The sequence below is a fragment of the Massilia sp. AB1 genome (genome assembly GCF_018119385.1).
Taxonomy (GTDB): Bacteria; Pseudomonadota; Gammaproteobacteria; order Burkholderiales; family Burkholderiaceae_D; genus Telluria.
In genome coordinates, this window is record NZ_JAGKSG010000024.1 from 47,201 (window position 1) to 63,093 (window position 15,893).

The 15,893-nt window shown below is 63.2% G+C and carries 15 protein-coding genes and 1 other RNA gene; 8 read left to right on the plus strand and 8 right to left on the minus strand.

The window, feature by feature from the left end; genetic code table 11:
- Positions 1–83: 83 nt before the first annotated feature.
- Together groL and groES are read right to left on the minus strand one after the other, a co-directional pair.
- Entirely contained in the window at positions 84–1,730 is a 1,647-nt protein-coding gene (gene groL / locus J8847_RS14915; protein WP_211525504.1) for a chaperonin GroEL, read from the minus strand.
- A gap of 45 nt (positions 1,731–1,775) precedes the next feature.
- Entirely contained in the window at positions 1,776–2,066 is a 291-nt protein-coding gene (groES, locus tag J8847_RS14920) for a co-chaperone GroES (protein ID WP_005665652.1), read from the minus strand.
- Positions 2,067–2,433: 367 nt separating this feature from the next.
- On the opposite strand from groES, the gene J8847_RS14925 reads away from it, so the two are divergent.
- The 4 genes from J8847_RS14925 (at position 2,434) to J8847_RS14940 (ending at position 3,752) form a co-directional block, all read left to right on the plus strand.
- Positions 2,434–2,673, plus strand: a complete 240-nt coding sequence (locus tag J8847_RS14925) for a hypothetical protein (protein ID WP_211525505.1) — start codon at positions 2,434–2,436, stop codon at positions 2,671–2,673.
- Positions 2,670–2,981 carry a cell division protein ZapA gene (locus tag J8847_RS14930; RefSeq protein WP_211525506.1) on the plus strand — a complete coding sequence of 104 codons (312 nt, stop codon included), beginning with the start codon at positions 2,670–2,672 and terminating at the stop codon, positions 2,979–2,981. Before J8847_RS14925 ends, J8847_RS14930 begins: the two co-directional genes overlap by 4 nt.
- 45 nt (positions 2,982–3,026) lie before the next feature.
- A non-coding RNA gene (gene ssrS, locus J8847_RS14935) (6S RNA) lies at positions 3,027–3,208 on the plus strand.
- Between the two features lie 85 nt (positions 3,209–3,293).
- Positions 3,294–3,752, plus strand: coding sequence for an EVE domain-containing protein (locus J8847_RS14940; protein WP_211525507.1), 459 nt, complete (start codon positions 3,294–3,296; stop codon positions 3,750–3,752).
- A gap of 7 nt (positions 3,753–3,759) precedes the next feature.
- On the opposite strand, the gene J8847_RS14945 is transcribed toward J8847_RS14940, so the two are convergent.
- Positions 3,760–5,904: a peptidase domain-containing ABC transporter gene (locus J8847_RS14945; protein WP_211525508.1), complete on the minus strand. Its 2,145-nt coding sequence runs from the start codon at positions 5,902–5,904 to the stop codon at positions 3,760–3,762.
- 76 nt (positions 5,905–5,980) lie between these two features.
- On the minus strand, positions 5,981–7,351 hold the full coding sequence (locus J8847_RS14950) for an HlyD family secretion protein (RefSeq protein WP_229512864.1): 1,371 nt from the start codon (positions 7,349–7,351) through the stop codon (positions 5,981–5,983).
- A gap of 494 nt (positions 7,352–7,845) precedes the next feature.
- On the opposite strand from J8847_RS14950, the gene J8847_RS14955 reads away from it, so the two are divergent.
- Positions 7,846–8,649, plus strand: coding sequence for a sulfite exporter TauE/SafE family protein (locus J8847_RS14955; RefSeq protein ID WP_211525509.1), 804 nt, complete (start codon positions 7,846–7,848; stop codon positions 8,647–8,649).
- 68 nt (positions 8,650–8,717) lie between these two features.
- On the opposite strand, the gene lgt is transcribed toward J8847_RS14955, so the two are convergent.
- A complete protein-coding gene (gene lgt, locus J8847_RS14960) occupies positions 8,718–9,527 on the minus strand; it encodes a prolipoprotein diacylglyceryl transferase (protein WP_211525510.1) in 810 nt (269 codons plus the stop codon).
- 2 nt (positions 9,528–9,529) lie between these two features.
- Positions 9,530–10,429 (minus strand): LysR family transcriptional regulator, encoded by a 900-nt coding sequence (locus J8847_RS14965; protein WP_211525511.1) that lies wholly within the window; start codon positions 10,427–10,429, stop codon positions 9,530–9,532.
- 122 nt (positions 10,430–10,551) lie between these two features.
- Here J8847_RS14965 and ilvD point away from each other — a divergent pair, with 122 nt between their 5' ends.
- Positions 10,552–12,237 carry a dihydroxy-acid dehydratase gene (gene ilvD, locus J8847_RS14970; RefSeq protein WP_211525512.1) on the plus strand — a complete coding sequence of 562 codons (1,686 nt, stop codon included), beginning with the start codon at positions 10,552–10,554 and terminating at the stop codon, positions 12,235–12,237.
- Between the two features lie 100 nt (positions 12,238–12,337).
- Here ilvD and J8847_RS14975 read toward each other — a convergent pair whose 3' ends face one another.
- A complete protein-coding gene (locus J8847_RS14975; RefSeq protein ID WP_211525513.1) occupies positions 12,338–12,562 on the minus strand; it encodes a TIGR04438 family Trp-rich protein in 225 nt (74 codons plus the stop codon).
- A 178-nt stretch (positions 12,563–12,740) separates the two neighbouring features.
- Here J8847_RS14975 and J8847_RS14980 point away from each other — a divergent pair, with 178 nt between their 5' ends.
- Positions 12,741–13,049, plus strand: a complete 309-nt coding sequence (locus J8847_RS14980) for a c-type cytochrome (RefSeq protein WP_211525514.1) — start codon at positions 12,741–12,743, stop codon at positions 13,047–13,049.
- 65 nt (positions 13,050–13,114) lie between these two features.
- Here the strand turns inward: J8847_RS14980 and J8847_RS14985 are convergent, their stop codons facing one another.
- A complete protein-coding gene (locus J8847_RS14985; protein WP_211525515.1) occupies positions 13,115–14,251 on the minus strand; it encodes a branched-chain amino acid ABC transporter substrate-binding protein in 1,137 nt (378 codons plus the stop codon).
- Positions 14,252–14,525: 274 nt separating this feature from the next.
- Here J8847_RS14985 and J8847_RS14990 point away from each other — a divergent pair, with 274 nt between their 5' ends.
- Positions 14,526–15,890: a hypothetical protein gene (locus tag J8847_RS14990; protein WP_211525516.1), complete on the plus strand. Its 1,365-nt coding sequence runs from the start codon at positions 14,526–14,528 to the stop codon at positions 15,888–15,890.
- The last annotated feature ends 3 nt before the right edge of the window (positions 15,891–15,893 follow it).

A 15,893-nucleotide genomic window follows, 5' to 3' on the forward strand; every position in this document is an offset into this window, starting at 1 on the left:
GCAGAAAGCCCGCAAGGCGCGAACCTTGCGGGCTTTCTTGTGGAGGATGGCGCGGTTGCCCGCGCCTGGCCGCCGGGGGCAAATTACATCATGCCGTCCATGCCGCCCATGCCACCCATACCGCCCATGCCGCCCATACCGCCGGCCGGCTTGTCTTCAACGACTTCCGAGACCATGCAGTCGGTGGTCAGCATCAGGCCGGCGATCGATGCTGCGTTCTGCAGCGCCGAGCGGGTGACCTTGGCCGGATCCAGCACGCCCATTTCGACCATGTCGCCGTAGGTGCCGTTGGCGGCGTTGTAGCCGTAGTTGCCCGAGCCGTTCAGGACGGCGGCGACCACGACCGACGGCTCTTCGCCGGCGTTCTGGACGATCATGCGCAGCGGCTCTTCCATGGCGCGCAGGACGATCTTGATGCCTGCGTCCTGGTCCGGGTTGTCGCCCTTGATGTCCAGCGAAGCGCGTGCGCGCAGCAGTGCCACGCCGCCGCCCGGGACGATGCCTTCTTCAACGGCGGCGCGGGTTGCGTGCAGCGCGTCTTCCACGCGTGCCTTCTTCTCTTTCATCTCGACTTCGGTGGCTGCACCGACGCGGATCACGGCAACGCCGCCGGCCAGCTTGGCCACGCGCTCTTGCAGCTTTTCACGGTCGTAGTCCGAGGTCGCTTCTTCGATCTGGACGCGGACCATCTTGACGCGCGCTTCGATCGCTTCAGCCGAACCGGCGCCGTCGATGATGATGGTGTTTTCCTTGCCCACTTCGATGCGCTTGGCCTGGCCCAGTTCCTGCAGGGTCACCTTTTCCAGGGTCAGGCCGACTTCTTCGGCGATCACCTGGCCACCGGTCAGGATGGCGATGTCTTCCAGCATGGCCTTGCGGCGGTCGCCGAAGCCCGGAGCCTTGACGGCGACGGTCTTCAGGATGCCACGGATGTTGTTGACCACCAGGGTCGCCAGGGCTTCGCCTTCGATGTCTTCAGCGATGATCACCAGCGGACGGCCGGCCTTGGCCACTTGCTCCAGCACCGGCAGCAGGTCGCGGATGTTCGAGATCTTCTTGTCGCACAGCAGGACGAACGGATTCTCGTGGACGGCGACTTGCTTGTCCGGGTTGTTGATGAAGTACGGCGACAGGTAGCCGCGGTCGAACTGCATGCCTTCCACGATGTCCAGTTCGTCGTTCAGCGACTTGCCGTCTTCGACGGTGATGACGCCTTCCTTGCCGACTTTTTCCATCGCCTCGGCGATGCGCTCGCCGATCGAGGTTTCCGAGTTGGCCGAGATGGCGCCAACCTGGGCGATTTCCTTCGAGGTGGTGGTCGGCTTGGCGATCTTCTTCAGCTCTTCGACGGTCGCTGCGACGGCCTTGTCGATGCCGCGCTTCAGGTCCATCGGGTTCATGCCGGCGGCAACGAACTTCATGCCTTCGCGGACGATGGCTTGTGCCAGCACGGTCGCGGTGGTGGTGCCGTCACCGGCGTTGTCGCTGGTCTTCGAAGCGACTTCCTTGACCATCTGCGCGCCCATGTTCTGGAGCTTGTCTTTCAGTTCGATCTCTTTGGCGACCGAGACGCCGTCCTTGGTCACGGTCGGGGCGCCGAACGAGCGCTCCAGCACGACGTTGCGGCCTTTCGGGCCCAGGGTGACCTTGACCGCGTTGGCCAGGACGTTGACGCCTTCAACCATCTTGGCGCGTGCGATATCGCCAAACACTACTTCTTTAGCTGCCATGTTCTGTATCTCCGAATGATTCGTGAATGTGTGTCAGGGAGGGGATTACTGTGCCACGACGGCCATGATGTCTTCTTCGCGCATCACCAGCAGTTCTTCGCCGTTGACCTTGACGGCCTGGCCGGAGTACTTGCCGAACAGGACGCGGTCGCCGACCTTCACTTCCAGCGGACGAACCTGGCCGTTATCCTGCACTTTGCCGTTGCCGACGGCGAGCACCTCACCCTGGTCCGGCTTCTCGGCGGCTGCATCAGGGATGATCAGGCCGGATGCGGTCTTGGTTTCCTGGTCGAGACGCTTCACGATAACGCGATCGTGCAGAGGACGAAGGTTCATGCAAAACTCCTTATCTTTCAATGGTTTGACTAGCTATCAATTGCCCCCGCATCAGGTTTTGTCGCCTGACTGCGTCGGCTGCAAAGAGTTGTTAGCACTCTCTACTAACGAGTGCTAATTATAGGGACGATAATTTGTCATTTCAAGCCACAGTGTGGCTTGTTTAACTGATCTTTTTGCGATGGCACAATCTAATGGAGGGATGTGCCCGCTCCTGGCACTTGCCTGACTGCCAAGCCGGGCAGGGTACACCCTGCTGCGCTTTCATGCCGCACGCATGTGCCGCAGAGTTCGCCGCACCGGCTGGTATTGACATTTGTGCAGCGATTCGGTTGACGGAAAAACCATCTCAGTCCTATAGTGTCGAATGATTTCCGAATTCCAAGACCTCTCAGACAAAATCGACCGGCTCGCCCAGCTGACCCAGTCGCTGCGTGCCGAGAATTACCTGCTGCGCCAGGCCAACCACTTGCTGAGCGTCGAGAACGTCGCCTTCAAGGAGCGGCTGCAGGAAGCCCAGCGCCGCGTGGAAGCGCTGCTCGGGCAGCTGCCGCCGGCCCCTGAGGCGGACGAGGGCGGTGCGGACGAAAGCGAGGCCACCCAATGATCCATCTCGACGTCACCATCATGGGCCAGCCCTACCGCCTGGCCTGCCGCGAGGGCGAGGAGCGCACCCTGCGCGAAGCCGTCCATTACCTCGACGGCAAGATGTGCGCGCTGCGCGATTCGGGCAAGGTCAAGGGCACGGACCGCATCGCCGTCATGGCCGCGCTGTCGGTCGCGGCCGAATTCCTGTCGGTGAAATCGCCCCAGGGCCCGCTGTCGGACATGTCCATCCTCGAAGTCAAGCAGAAGCTGGAAGCCATGCACACGGTGCTGGATAAGGCCCTCGCTCCGCAGGAAAATCTGTCCTGACGGTCAAAACCGTTTGACATGCCGGGCCAAGGGAGTAAACTGCGCACTACCCTGCGGTGTTCGAGATTTGCCATATATTCCTTGAACCATTCTTACGCATAGGTTGTGGAACACGTTCGATGGGCGTGAGCGTCGCTAGTCCGACGAACCCGAAATTGATCTGACCGCGACCACCTTGAACCGTTCTGGTTCGGGATGCCGGCAGAAACGGCACAGGCGGGGCAACAATACACAGGCGGTTGCGCACTCGGTACGCAACCGCTTTTCTTTTGCGCGCCGCCACCGGCGCGTTTGTTTTTGTCAGGAGGCGCCATGCGCTATTGGCTGCTCAAATCCGAGCCGGACGACATCAGCATCGACGACATCGCCGCGGAACCGGCGCGCAGCTTCGCATGGACCGGCATCCGCAATTACCAGGCAAGGAACTTCCTGCGCGAGATGCAGGTGGGCGACCTGGCCTTCTTCTACCACTCCAGCTGCGCCGAGATCGGCATCGCCGGCGTCGTCGAGATCGTCGGCACCACGTATCCGGACCCGACCCAGTTCGACGAAAGCAGCCGCTATTTCGACCCCAAGGCCACGCCGGAAAACCCCAGGTGGCTCTCGGTCGAGATCCGCTACGTGAAGAAGACCCGCCTGCTGCCCCTGGGCGAGCTGAAAAGCCATCCCGAGCTGGAGGGGATGAAGCTGCTGGCGAAAGGCAGCCGCCTGTCGGTCTCGCCGGTGGAAGCCGCCGAGTGGCGCTTCATCGAAGGCTTGTTCAAGGCCTGAGGCCCGATCAAGCGGCCTGCTTGTCCTCGGGCACAGGCTTGGTGACGTCCTGGAGCACCTGGCCGTTCTGCAGCACGATCACGCGCTGCGCCATGTTGATCGTCTCCGGGCGGTGGGCCACGATGATGCGGGTGAGCGGGATCTTGGCGATCGCCTGGTTCACGGCCTGCTCGTTCCACACGTCCAGGTGGCTGGTCGCTTCATCCAGCACCAGGATCTTCGGATTCTTGTACAGCGCGCGCGCCAGCAGGATGCGCTGCTTCTGGCCGCCCGACAGGCCGGTGCCGATGTCGCCGACCAGGGTGTTGAAGGCCATCGGCATGGCGGCGATCTCGGGCGCGATGGCGGCCAGTTCGGCGCAGCCGTAGACGCGCTGCATGTCGACCAGGGGATCGAAGAAGCTGATGTTGTCGGCGATCGAACCGGCGAACAGGGTGTCGTCCTGCATCACCGTCCCCAGCATGTGGCGGTAATTCCCCAGCCCGAGCGAACCGAGGGGCACGCCGCCCACGCGGATCTCGCCGCCGGTCGGCGTGAGCAGGCCAAGCAGCAGCTTCATCAGGGTCGTCTTGCCGCAGCCCGAAGGGCCGGTGATCGCCACGCACTGCCCGGCGGGGATACTGAGGTTGAGGCCGCGCACGACCTCGGGTTCGCTGTCGGAATAGCGGAAGCTCAGGTTCTTGATCTCGATCGCCGGCATGATGTGGCTGGCGTCGACCTCGGCGACCTCGTCGTCGCGTTCCGCTTCGGCCAGCACGATGTCGGCCACGCGCTCGCCGTGCAGGCGCATCATCCGCAGTTCGAACAGCTTGTCGATCAGGCTCGCCATGCGCTGGCTGAACTGGTCCTTGTAGCTGATGAAGGCGAACACCATCCCGATCGAGAACTCGTTACTGAGCACGGCCAGGGCCGCGAGCCAGATCACGATCACGCGTTCGCCGCTGAACAGCAGGGTGTTGGCGGTCTGGTAGGAGACCGACAGCTTGGCGATGCGCAGCTGGGCGTTGAATTCATCGGTCAGCGAATTCATCCAGCCCGAACGGCGCTCTTCGCTGCGGCCGAACAGGCGGATGCTCTGCATGCCGCGCACCGTCTCCATGAAATGGCTTTGCTGCTTGGCGGCGTGGATGATCTGTTCCGAGTTGGCGTCGCGCAGCGGGCGGTACATCGACCAGCGCAGCAGCGCGTACAGGACCACCGCCACGCAGGCCACGGCCGCCAGGGTGGTGCTATACAGGAGCATCATGATCAGGGTGCCCAGCACCAGCACGCCGTCGATGACGCCTTCGACGAACTGGGTCGTGAGGCTGGTCTGGATGCGCTGGATCGAACTGAAGCGCGACACGATGTCGCCGGTGTGGCGCTTCTCGAAATAGGGCAGGGGCAGCTTGAGCAGGTGGGCGAAGGCGTTGCCCAGCCATTGCAGGTTCAGGCTGGTGGACAGCACCGTGGTGACCCAGGAGCGGACCGCCCCGATCGCGGTCTGCAGCAGCACCAGCAGCAGGAAGCCGCAGCCCAGCACCGTGATCAGGTCGCGGTCCGAGGCCAGCAGGGCTTCGTCGACGATCCACTGCATGTAGAAGGGCGCGATCAGCGCGCACACCTGCAGGGCCAGGCCGAGCGCCAGGATCTGCAGCAGGCCGCGGCGCAGGCCGACCACCCGTCCCATCAGCGAGATCAGCGAGAATTGCTGGCGTTCTTCCCTGGCTTCGAACTGCGCGGTCGGCGTCAGCTCGAGCGCGATGCCGGTGAAGTGCTTGGCGAATTCCGCCATCGGCATGCGCCGTTCGCCCACGGCCGGATCGTGGACCACGACATGGCTGGCCGACACCGACTTGAGGACCACGAAGTGGTTCAGGTCCCAGTGCAGGATGCAGGGCAGCTTCAGTTCCGGCAGGTGCTGCAGGTCCAGCTTGAGCGGGCGCGTTTGCAGCGACAGGCCGGTGGCCATGGCCATCAGGCCCTTCAGGTTGACGCCCTTCATCGACACCGCGAAACGGCGGCGCATGCTCGGGATGTCGATCTGGTGGCCCCAGTAGCTGGCGACCATGGCGACGCAGGCGAGGCCGCATTCGGCGCCCTCGGTCTGCAGCAGCACCGGCAGGCGGCGGGTGTTCCAGAAGGCTAGCTGGGAAAGAAGAGGAAATTGCATACTCGATGGCGATCACGCTGGGCTGGACGCGGCGCACTCGCCGCGGCCAGCGGATGATTGAGAAAAGCTTGTGTGATTACAGGCGGCCTGAAATGCTGAACAGCGGCTCCAGCACCCATTCGTAGAGCTTGCGGCGCTCGAGCAGCACGCTGGCGTCGACCAGCATGCCCGAGCGCAGCGGCATCGGCGCGCCGTAGGCCTGGACAGTTTGCTTGTCGAGCTCGAGGCGGATGCGGTACACCGGCTCGGACTGGGATGCGCCCGGCAGCGCCGCCGCCGAGGTGGGCAGCTCGTCCGGACGCACCGAGGTGGTGGCCACTTCGCGTACCCGGGCCGGATGCTGGCCGAACTTCTGGTAAGGGAAGGCCTGGTAGCGCAGCAGGGCCGTCATGCCCGGCTTGATGAAGCCGACCGCATGCGAAGGCACGTACATTTCCGCTTCCAGCTTGCTGCCGTCCGGGAGGATCGAGGCCAGCGAGGTCGCGCCGCCCACGGTCTGGCCGAGGTTGGCCGTGATCGCGGTGACGGTCCCGCTCAGGTGCGCGCGGATCGGGATCTCGCGCCGCGCTTCGTTCTCGGTCAGGTCCTGCTCGAGCGTGGTCGCGTTGCGGCGCAAGGCGTTCTCGTCGCGCAGCGCCTGCACCGCGATGTCCTGTTCCTCGGCCCGGGTGGCCGTCAGGTCGCGCCGGGTGGCGGAGCGAACGCGGTCGATTTCGAGCAGGCGCTGGCGCTGGTCGAGCAGTTCGGCTTCGCGTTCTTGCAACTGCGCCGCCGAGATGTAGTTGGTCGCCTTCAGCTGGGCGAAGCGCGCCACGGTCTGCTCGGACAGGGAGATGCGCTGCTTCTGCATCAGGGCCTGGTTGTCGAGGCGCTGGATCTCGCCTTCGAGGTCCTTGGCGCGCTGCTGCAAGGCGGTGCGGCGGTGCCCGGCCTGCACTTTCGCCTGCTGCAATTCGGTACGGAAGCTGTCGCGGCGGCGCACCAGCAATTCGGAGATCAGGGCTTCCGTGGAGCGTGGATCGGCGCTGCCGCGCTCGCTGGACACGACGAACAGGATATCGCCTTCGCGTACCTGCTGGCCTTCCTTGATGCGGACTTCGCGGATGACGCCGGCCTGGTTCGAGTAGACCCGGGTGACGCCCGCGGCCGGGGCCAGCATGCCCTGGATGTGAGCCTTGCGGGTGGTCTCGAAAAAGGCGAAGAAGGCGATCAAGAGCAGGGCCAGGGTGACGAACACGCCGGTCAGGACCGCATGGCTGACCGGGCGGGTCAGGATGACGGTGCCGTACTGGCGCACCATCACATGCTCGACGGCCTGCTGGCGGAACAGCGTTTTGGCTACAGGCTCGGAAGGCTGCTTGGCAGTTTCGGAAGGCTGCTTCTCTGGTGAGTCTTTCGCATCATCATGCGAGGTGCTGACGGTGTCGCGCAAAGCAATGTCTCTCAAAAACTCGCATCCAACGAATCCGATCAGGACCGCCGCTGCGTATTAGCGTTATGTCCCGAGTATGGCATTCGCTAATAAAACATCGCAAGGAAGAAAAGCCAGATACAACAGTTTTAGCCTCAGGTTATGCGGAGGGGATCGGAATGAAGGAATGCGATGCGTGCCGGGATGGCGAAATGAACCGTCATGCATATTTCAGCGCATTTACGCTGGCGCCTGTGAATACAAGGGGAATTGCAAATGGCATGGTTGCAATAGAACCTGGCAGTCTTGGCGCGGATCGCCCGATGCACCGGGTGGTACACTGTGCCTCGGGCATATTCAGCTTGTCTCGCCGATGCCGGTCCTTATGCATCATCATTTCCCCCGCCGGATAAACCGCTTATTCGCCTGGCGCTTTCTTCATATTTCAATTTTATTGGTGTATTAATGCTTGCAAGTCTATTTGTCGAACCATCGCCTGCGGATCACGCTCCGGCAGCCAAGGGAATGTGATGGACGTCTGGTTGATTCTGGCCCTGCTGGCGATGGGCACTTTCGGCGGCTTCGCGGCGGGCCTGCTTGGCATCGGCGGCGGCATGATCCTGGTGCCCTTCATTACCATGATCTTCACGGCGCGCGGTTTCTCTCCCGACCTGGTGGTGCACATGGCGATCGCGACCTCGCTAGCCACCATCCTGTTTACCTCGCTGTCCTCGATGCGCGCGCACCATGCGCATGGGGCGATCCTGTGGCGGGTGGTGAAGCTGCTGGCGCCGGGCATCCTGGTCGGTTCCTGGATCGGGCCGTGGATCGGCAAGCAGATGAATTCCTCGGTGCTGGCGATTTTCTTTGGCGTGTTCGTGGCCTTCTCGGCGACCCAGATGCTGGTCGGGAAAAAGCCGGCAGGGACGCGCGAGCTGCCCAAGGCGCCGGGGATGTTCGCGGTGGGTGGCGGGATCGGCGTGCTGTCCGGGATCGTGGGGGCGGGCGGGGGCTTCATGTCCGTGCCCTTCATGACCTGGTGTAACGTGCGCATTCACAATGCGGTGGCCACCAGCGCGGCGCTCGGGTTCCCGATTGCGCTGTCGGGGACGCTGTCGAATATCTATTGGGGGTGGGGAGAACCGGGGCTGCCGGCGTATTCGCTGGGCTTCATCTACCTGCCGGCGCTGGCCATCATCGTGCTGGCCAGCGTGACCATGGCGCCGCTGGGGGCGAGGACGGCGCACAAGATGCCGGTGCGGCAGCTGCAGAAGGTGTTTGCGGTGATTCTGTATGCGCTGGCGGCGTATATGTTCTGGAAGGCGGTGAGCTGAAAGCTTATTGGCAGCTCTACGAACTTGGGGGGGACAATGCCACTGGCATTGTCCCCCCCAAGTTGACTTTAAGCGTGCACCGCCCGATTCCCCGGCTGCTTGTACGCCCACGCCAGCATCACCAGCGCCGCGATAATCATCGGCAGCGACAGCATCTGCCCCGAGGTGATCGGCAGCCCCGCCACGCTGATCTCCCAATCCGGCACCCGGAAATACTCGGTAAAGAAGCGCGCGCACCCATACAGCAGCGTGAACAGCGCACCCACCGCGAGACGCGGGCGCGCCTTGCGCGCGAACGGCCACAGGATCAGGAACACCAGCACGCCATCGACCAGGCACTGGTAGATCGGCGACGGATGGCGCGGGCCTTCCACGCCCGGCCACAGCATGGCCCAGGGCAGCGAAGGATCGGCCAGGCGCCCCGGCAGCTCCGCATTGATGAAGTTGCCGATGCGGCCAGCCGCGTACCCCAGCGGCACCATCGGCGCGATGAAGTCGTACACGTCCAGCAGGTTGCGCTTGCGCCGGTGCGCCCACAGCGCCATGGCGATCAAGACGCCCAGGAAGCCGCCATGGAAGGACATGCCGCCTTTCCAGACCATGAAGATCTCGAGCGGATGCTCGAGGAAGTAGAGCGGCTGGTAGAACAGCACTTCGCCCAGGCGCCCGCCCAGGATCACGCCCAGCATGCCATAGAACAGCATGTCGTCCAGGTCGTCCTTGGTCCAGCCTTGCGCCGCGATGTGCGGCTGGCGGATGCGCAGGCGGCCCAGCAACAGGAACTGGGCGAAGGCCACCACGTACATCAGGCCGTACCAGTGGATGTCGACCGGGCCGACGGAAAACGCGATCGGGTTCGGCTGCGGGTGAACAAGCATAGTCAGTCTTTCGATTCAGTCTCAAACAAGAGGTTCAAAAAGCCCTTGAGCACCGGGGACGCATTGTCGCGCCGCCAGGCCAGGCCGGTCTCGGCCAGCGGAGTGGCGTCCAGCAGGGCACGGTATTCTACGCCGGGACGCATGAGGTTCGACACGGATTGTGGCACAAGTGCCAAGCCCATGCCGCCGGAGACCAGGCTGACGATGGTCTGCATCTGGATCGCTTCCTGCCCGATCACCGGCGTCACCCCGGCCGCCCGGAAGCAAGCGAGGATGGCGTCGTGCAGGGCCGGGGCCACCGCGCGCGGGAAGATCACCAGCGGCAGCGGCGGCAGGTCGCGCAGGCGCACCGGTCCTTCCCCGCGCAGCGCTTCCAGCCCGCTGGGGGCGCACAGGATCAGCGGCTCCTCGACGATGCGGCGGTACTCCAGCAAGTCGTCGGGCGGCAGCGGCGGAATCACGAAGCCGGCGTCGATGCGGCCCTGCAGCAGCTCCTCGAACTGGACGTCCGAAGTCGCTTCCTGCAGCACCATGCGCACCGCCGGGTAGGCGGCGCTGTAGCGGCGCAGGACGGCCGGCAGCACCGACAGGCCAGCGGTGGTGACGAAGGACAAGCCAAGGCGTCCCGCCTCGCCCGAGGCGACCCGGCGCACCAGCTCGGGCAGGGCGCCGGCTTCCTCCAGGATGCGGCGCGCCTCCGGCAGCAGGGCGCTGCCGGCCGGCGTGAGCGTGACCTGGCGCCGGTTGCGCAGGAACAGGGGCGCGCCCAGCAGCTCTTCCAGGCCGGCGATGCTCTGCGACAGCGGCGGCTGGGTCATGTGCAGGCGCGCGGCGGCGCGGCCGAAGTGCAGCTCTTCGGCGACGGTGACGAAATGGCGCAGCTGGCGCAGTTCCGGAGTCATCGATACGTACAGTGTATGGATTGAGGGCGGTGATTCGAACAGCATATTACACGCACGCAGCCCGGTTTGACCTGTCATCCAGGCCAAGGCATGCTGGCAGCCTGTCCTTGAAGGAGTCCGCCATGGCCGATCAAGCGCGCTACAACCGCCGTTCCCGCCACGTCACCGAAGGCGTGGCCCGCAGCCCGAACCGCTCGATGTACTACGCGATGGGTTATCGCGAGGAAGACTTCGAGAAGCCGATGATCGGCGTCGCCAACGGCCACTCGACCATCACGCCCTGCAATTCCGGCCTGCAGAAACTGGCCGACGTGGCCATCGCCGCGGTCAGGGAAGCCGGTGCGAATCCGCAGGTGTTCGGCACCCCGACCATTTCGGACGGCATGTCGATGGGGACCGAGGGCATGAAGTTCTCGCTGATCTCGCGCGAGGTGATCGCCGACTGCATCGAGACCTGCGTCAACGGCCAGTGGATGGACGGCGTGGTCGTGATCGGCGGCTGCGACAAGAACATGCCCGGTGGGATGATCGCGCTGGCGCGCCTGAACGTGCCCGGCATCTACGTCTACGGCGGCACGATCAAGCCGGGCCATTGGAAGGGCAAGGACCTGACCATCGTCTCGGCCTTCGAGGCGGTGGGCGAATTCACGGCCGGGCGCATGACGCGCGAGGACTTCGAGGGCATCGAGCGCAACGCCTGTCCTTCATCCGGCTCCTGCGGCGGCATGTACACGGCCAACACCATGTCGTCGTCGTTCGAGGCGCTGGGCATGTCGCTGCTGTATTCATCGACCATGGCCAATCCGGACGACGAGAAGGTCGGCTCGGCGGCGCAATCGGCGCGCGTGCTGGTCGAGGCGGTCAAGCGCGACCTCAAGCCGCGCGACATCATCACCCGTGAATCCATCGAGAACGCGGTGGCGGTGATCATGGCCACCGGCGGGTCCACCAACGCGGTGCTGCACTACCTGGCCATCGCCCATGCCGCCGAGGTGGAATGGTCGCTCGACGACTTCGAGCGCGTGCGGCGCAAGGTCCCGGTGATCTGCAATCTCAAGCCCTCGGGCGAGTACGTGGCCACCGACCTGCACCGCGCGGGCGGGATTCCCCAGGTGATGAAGCTGCTGCTCGATGCCGGGCTGCTGCATGGCGGCTGCATGACGATCACGGGGCGCACGCTGGCCGAGGAGCTGGCCGATGTGCCATCCGAACCGCCTGCGGGGCAGGACGTGATCCGTCCGCTGTCGCGGGCGCTGTACGACGAGGGCCACCTGGCGATCCTGAAGGGCAACCTGGCGCCCGACGGGGCGGTGGCCAAGATCACGGGCCTCAAGAACCCGGCCATCACGGGGCCGGCGCGGGTGTTCGACGACGAGCAGTCGGCCATGGACGTGATCCTGGCGAACGGGATCCAGCCGGGCGATGTGCTGGTGCTGCGCTACCTGGGACCCAAGGGCGGACCGGGGATGCCGGAGATGCTGGCGCCGACGTCGGCACTGATCGGCAAGGGGCTGGGCGAGTCGGTGGGCCTGATCACGGACGGGCGCTTTTCGGGGGGGACCTGGGGGATGGTGGTGGGACACGTGTCGCCCGAAGCCTTCGACGGCGGGACGATCGCGCTGGTGCGGGAAGGGGATTCGGTGACGATCGATGCGCACCAGTTGCTGATCCAGCTGAACGTGCCCGAGGACGAGCTGGCGCGGAGGAGGGCGGCCTGGGTGAAACCGGCGCCGAAGTACACGCGCGGGGTGCTGGCGAAGTTTGCGAAGCTGACGTCGAGTGCGAGTAAGGGGGCGGTGACGGACTGAGGTGGTGTGCTGAGAAACTTGGGTCCCCGCCTTCGCGGGGACCCAAGTTTGCATGAGCAGCCTGGAAAAAAACAAACGGCGGTTCAACCCGCCGTTTCCGTTATTTGCGCTTCAAGAACGCCTGTTTCACCCGATCCTGCCGGTTCTTGTCCTGCACATCATGCGCTTTCTTCTTGTCCAGCCCCAGCATCTTCTCGATGAACTCGAACCAGATAAAGGCGAACACCATCAACCCGACGATATACCACCAGGACAACTCGGCAAAACGCCACACTTCCAGCCCACGCAGGGTCACGAGAGCGGCAATCAGGATGATCAAGGGCATGACAAAACTCCTTCCATCCATACATCTTACAGAAAAATAATGCCACACGGAAATTCTTTGTAATTCCTTGTTGCTAAGTCAACCATTCCCGTTGCTTCATCGTTACAGAGTGTATCGGTTGATGTAGGACAGAGCGAAACCCTGTACTATCCTCATCGTGTTAAACCTGGAGAAACAAATGAAACGCTCCCTGATGTTGTGTGTTGTGTTGTCGGCCCTCGCGTCCACCAGCGCGTTCGCACAAGCCGACCTGGCGAAAGCCAAGAACTGCATGGCTTGCCATGCCGTGGCGAACAAGCTGGTCGGTCCTGCCTATAAAGACGTTGCAGCCAAGTACGCCGGCCAGAAAGCCGCGGAAGACAAGCTGGTGCAAAAGGTCATGAAGGGTGGCGCAGGTGTCTGGGGTCCGGTGCCGATGCCGGCCAACCCGCAGGTGAGCGAAGCGGAAGCACGCAGCCTGGTCAAGTGGGTCCTGGCTACCAAGTAAGCCTGTCCCATCGCGAGAAAAGCGCGCCTGCGTGAGCAGAGCGCGCTTTTTTGTTGGGGAAATGCTCAGCGGATCACGTCGATGCGGCTCCGCTTGCCGCCCTTGTAGGTGAACAGGGTCAGGGCGCCGTTCTGGATGTCGCCGAACTGGTCGAACTGGATGGTGCCGGTCACACCCTCGTACCTGATCTTCTTCAGCTCCGGCAGGTATTTCGCCGGCTCCGCCGACTTCGCATTCTGCATGGCGGTCGCCATCACCATCACCGAGTCGTACACATAGGGCGCGTAGAGCTGCACGTCCAGCCCCGTCTTTTGCTTGAAGCGCGTGCGGAAGTCCGTCATGACCTGCTCCTGCGCGCCTTTCACGCCACCGGCCTCGGCGCAGATCACCTGGCGGTCGTCCAGGGCATTGCCCGCCAGCCGGCCCAGCGCCTCGGTGCACATGCCGTCGCCGCCCATGAAAATGGCCTTGATGCCGAGCGACTTCATCTGCTTGAGCATGGGCCCGGCCACCGAATCCATGCCGCCGAAGAACACCATGTCGGGCTTCTTGGCGCGGATCGAGGTCAGGATGGCGGCGTAGTCGGTGGCCGTGGCGCTGGTGAACTCCTTGCCGACGATGCGCACGCCCGGACCCTTGGCGCCCTTGACGAACTCGGTCGCCACGCCCTGGCCGTAGGTGGTGCGGTCGTCGATGACGGCGATGTTTTTCACCTTCAGCGTCTCGACCGCGTACTTGCCCAGGGTGCCGCCCAGCTTGGCATCGTTGGCCACCACCCGGAAGGCGCCGGGGAAGCCCTGCTTCGTGTACTGGGGCGCGGTGGTGGCCGGCGAAATCTGCACCAGGCCGGCGTCGTGGTAGATCTTCGAGGCCGGCACCGTGGTGCCGGAATTCAGGTGGCCGACGATGCCGTTGACCCTGGCGTCGACCAGTTTCTGGGCCACCGCCGTGCCTTGTTTCGGATCGCTGCCGTCGTCCTCGGCCAGCAGCTGGAACTTCACCTTCTGGCCGTTGATCGTGAAGCCCTTGGCAGTGAGCTCGTCGATCGCCATGCGGGCGGCGTTTTCGTTGTCCTTGCCGAGGTGGGCGTTGGGGCCGGAGACCGGGCTGACGTGGCCGATCTTGACGACCTGCTGGGCCAGCGCGCTGCCGGCAACCGTCATGGCGAGCGCAAGCGGGAGAAGCTTGAGGCTGGGGTGCATGTGTGTCTCCTTCAGGAGAATGGCCGACATTCTTCAACCAAAGTACCGCAGTTTCCCGGGCCAGAAAAGAAAAAAGCACATGTTCGCGGCCCATCACGATTCATCGCACAAAGCATTTTCGACGGAAACGCAACAGCCCGATGGCCTGCGAAAGAAAGTTAAACATCAAGGGCTCCCATGTTTTGCCTAAAATTGATATGATTTTCATATCAATTCCGTTGGGAAAGAATCTGAAATGGGACGTCACAGAAATTCCGGGAAGTCGGCCGATTACTTGGCCGTTGTCGAACTGTTTGGAGAACACGCGGACGGCAACACGGGCGAGGACACCAAGCTCGTGTTGGACGCCGTTCCGATCACCGCACTCGATCGCTTGGCGGCGGAGCAGAACCAGGAAACGAAGCGCCTCCAATTCTTCCTCTTGACGCTGCAGGAAGAGCGCGGGATCACCCAGCGGCTGCGCAACCATGAGGGCTACCTGCTCATCACTGTTTCGGATCGCAGCACCGGCAGCGACGACGAAATTCGCGCCTTCGCCACCGGATTAAATCGAATCGACAACAATAATACTCCCTATTTCGTACGTATCAGTGAGAGCAAGCCGCAGCGACGGCACATCAGGACACTTGAGCGGATTTCCCTTTTTCAGGAGCACCCCGACACGGACAAGTTGGAGGCATTCGCATCCGGGAGCGATGAGGCGGTGGCGGTAGCCGTGTACGACGTGGGACAAGGAAGTATGTCGGCAGTAGTGGATCAATACGAACATCCTGTGATGTTTTTCGACCTGGGTTGGCCTTTGTCCTTTTTCCCGAAATCTATTCCGCCCACCGCCGAGCACTTCGATCCGTTTCCGGCTGGGCTGGAAACACGGGGTTTCCCGGTACCTGTCGTGCTTTCCCATCTCGATCGGGATCATTGGGGCTATGCCATTGAAAAAGGGATGGCGAAATGGGACAGCAAGCTACTTGCATGGATCAGCGTTCCGACCTATCGGCGCAAAGCCTTGAGGCGGCCCTGGCTGTTGCGCCGTCCGCACCATAGGCACCAACTGCGGCCGAGCCATATTCATTTCGTGCAGACGCTCGGCGCAACCAGGATCAGGGGCGGCGTTGCCTTGCGCTTCTGGCCGGCGAACCAGCAAGACATTACCCTTGGTCGCGTAACGCTATTTCTGAGTAATCCGATGAGTGGCACGCCCACCACGCCTGCTTTCCTTCGGAATAACGAAGCCATCGGCATGCTGGTGCAGGACGATATAAGCGCGGCGCGGATATTGCTCACCGGCGATGCCGATTTCCCGTCCATCCCCGCATTTGCGAAACGCGACCTCACCGGTTTGGTGGCGCCTCACCACGGAGGAAAGGTGACCCGAGGCTCGGTGCCCAACGCGGTAGGACATGGACGCATGATCATGTCAGTCTATCCCGGGAGTTATTCAGGCATTCCGCATCCCGACGTCGAAGCGGAAGCGAAGGAGCAGGGTTGGCGGATCAGCTGCACGTCCGAACGCAAGCCGTGCTTCCGCTCGAACAAGGAAACACAATGCGGTAACCGCTTGATACGCCTGAGCAAGACGCCGCTGTGCGGGTGCAGCGAAGTTCCCGATGCCTGTTTGTGCGTCACCGATCTGAGCTGACCG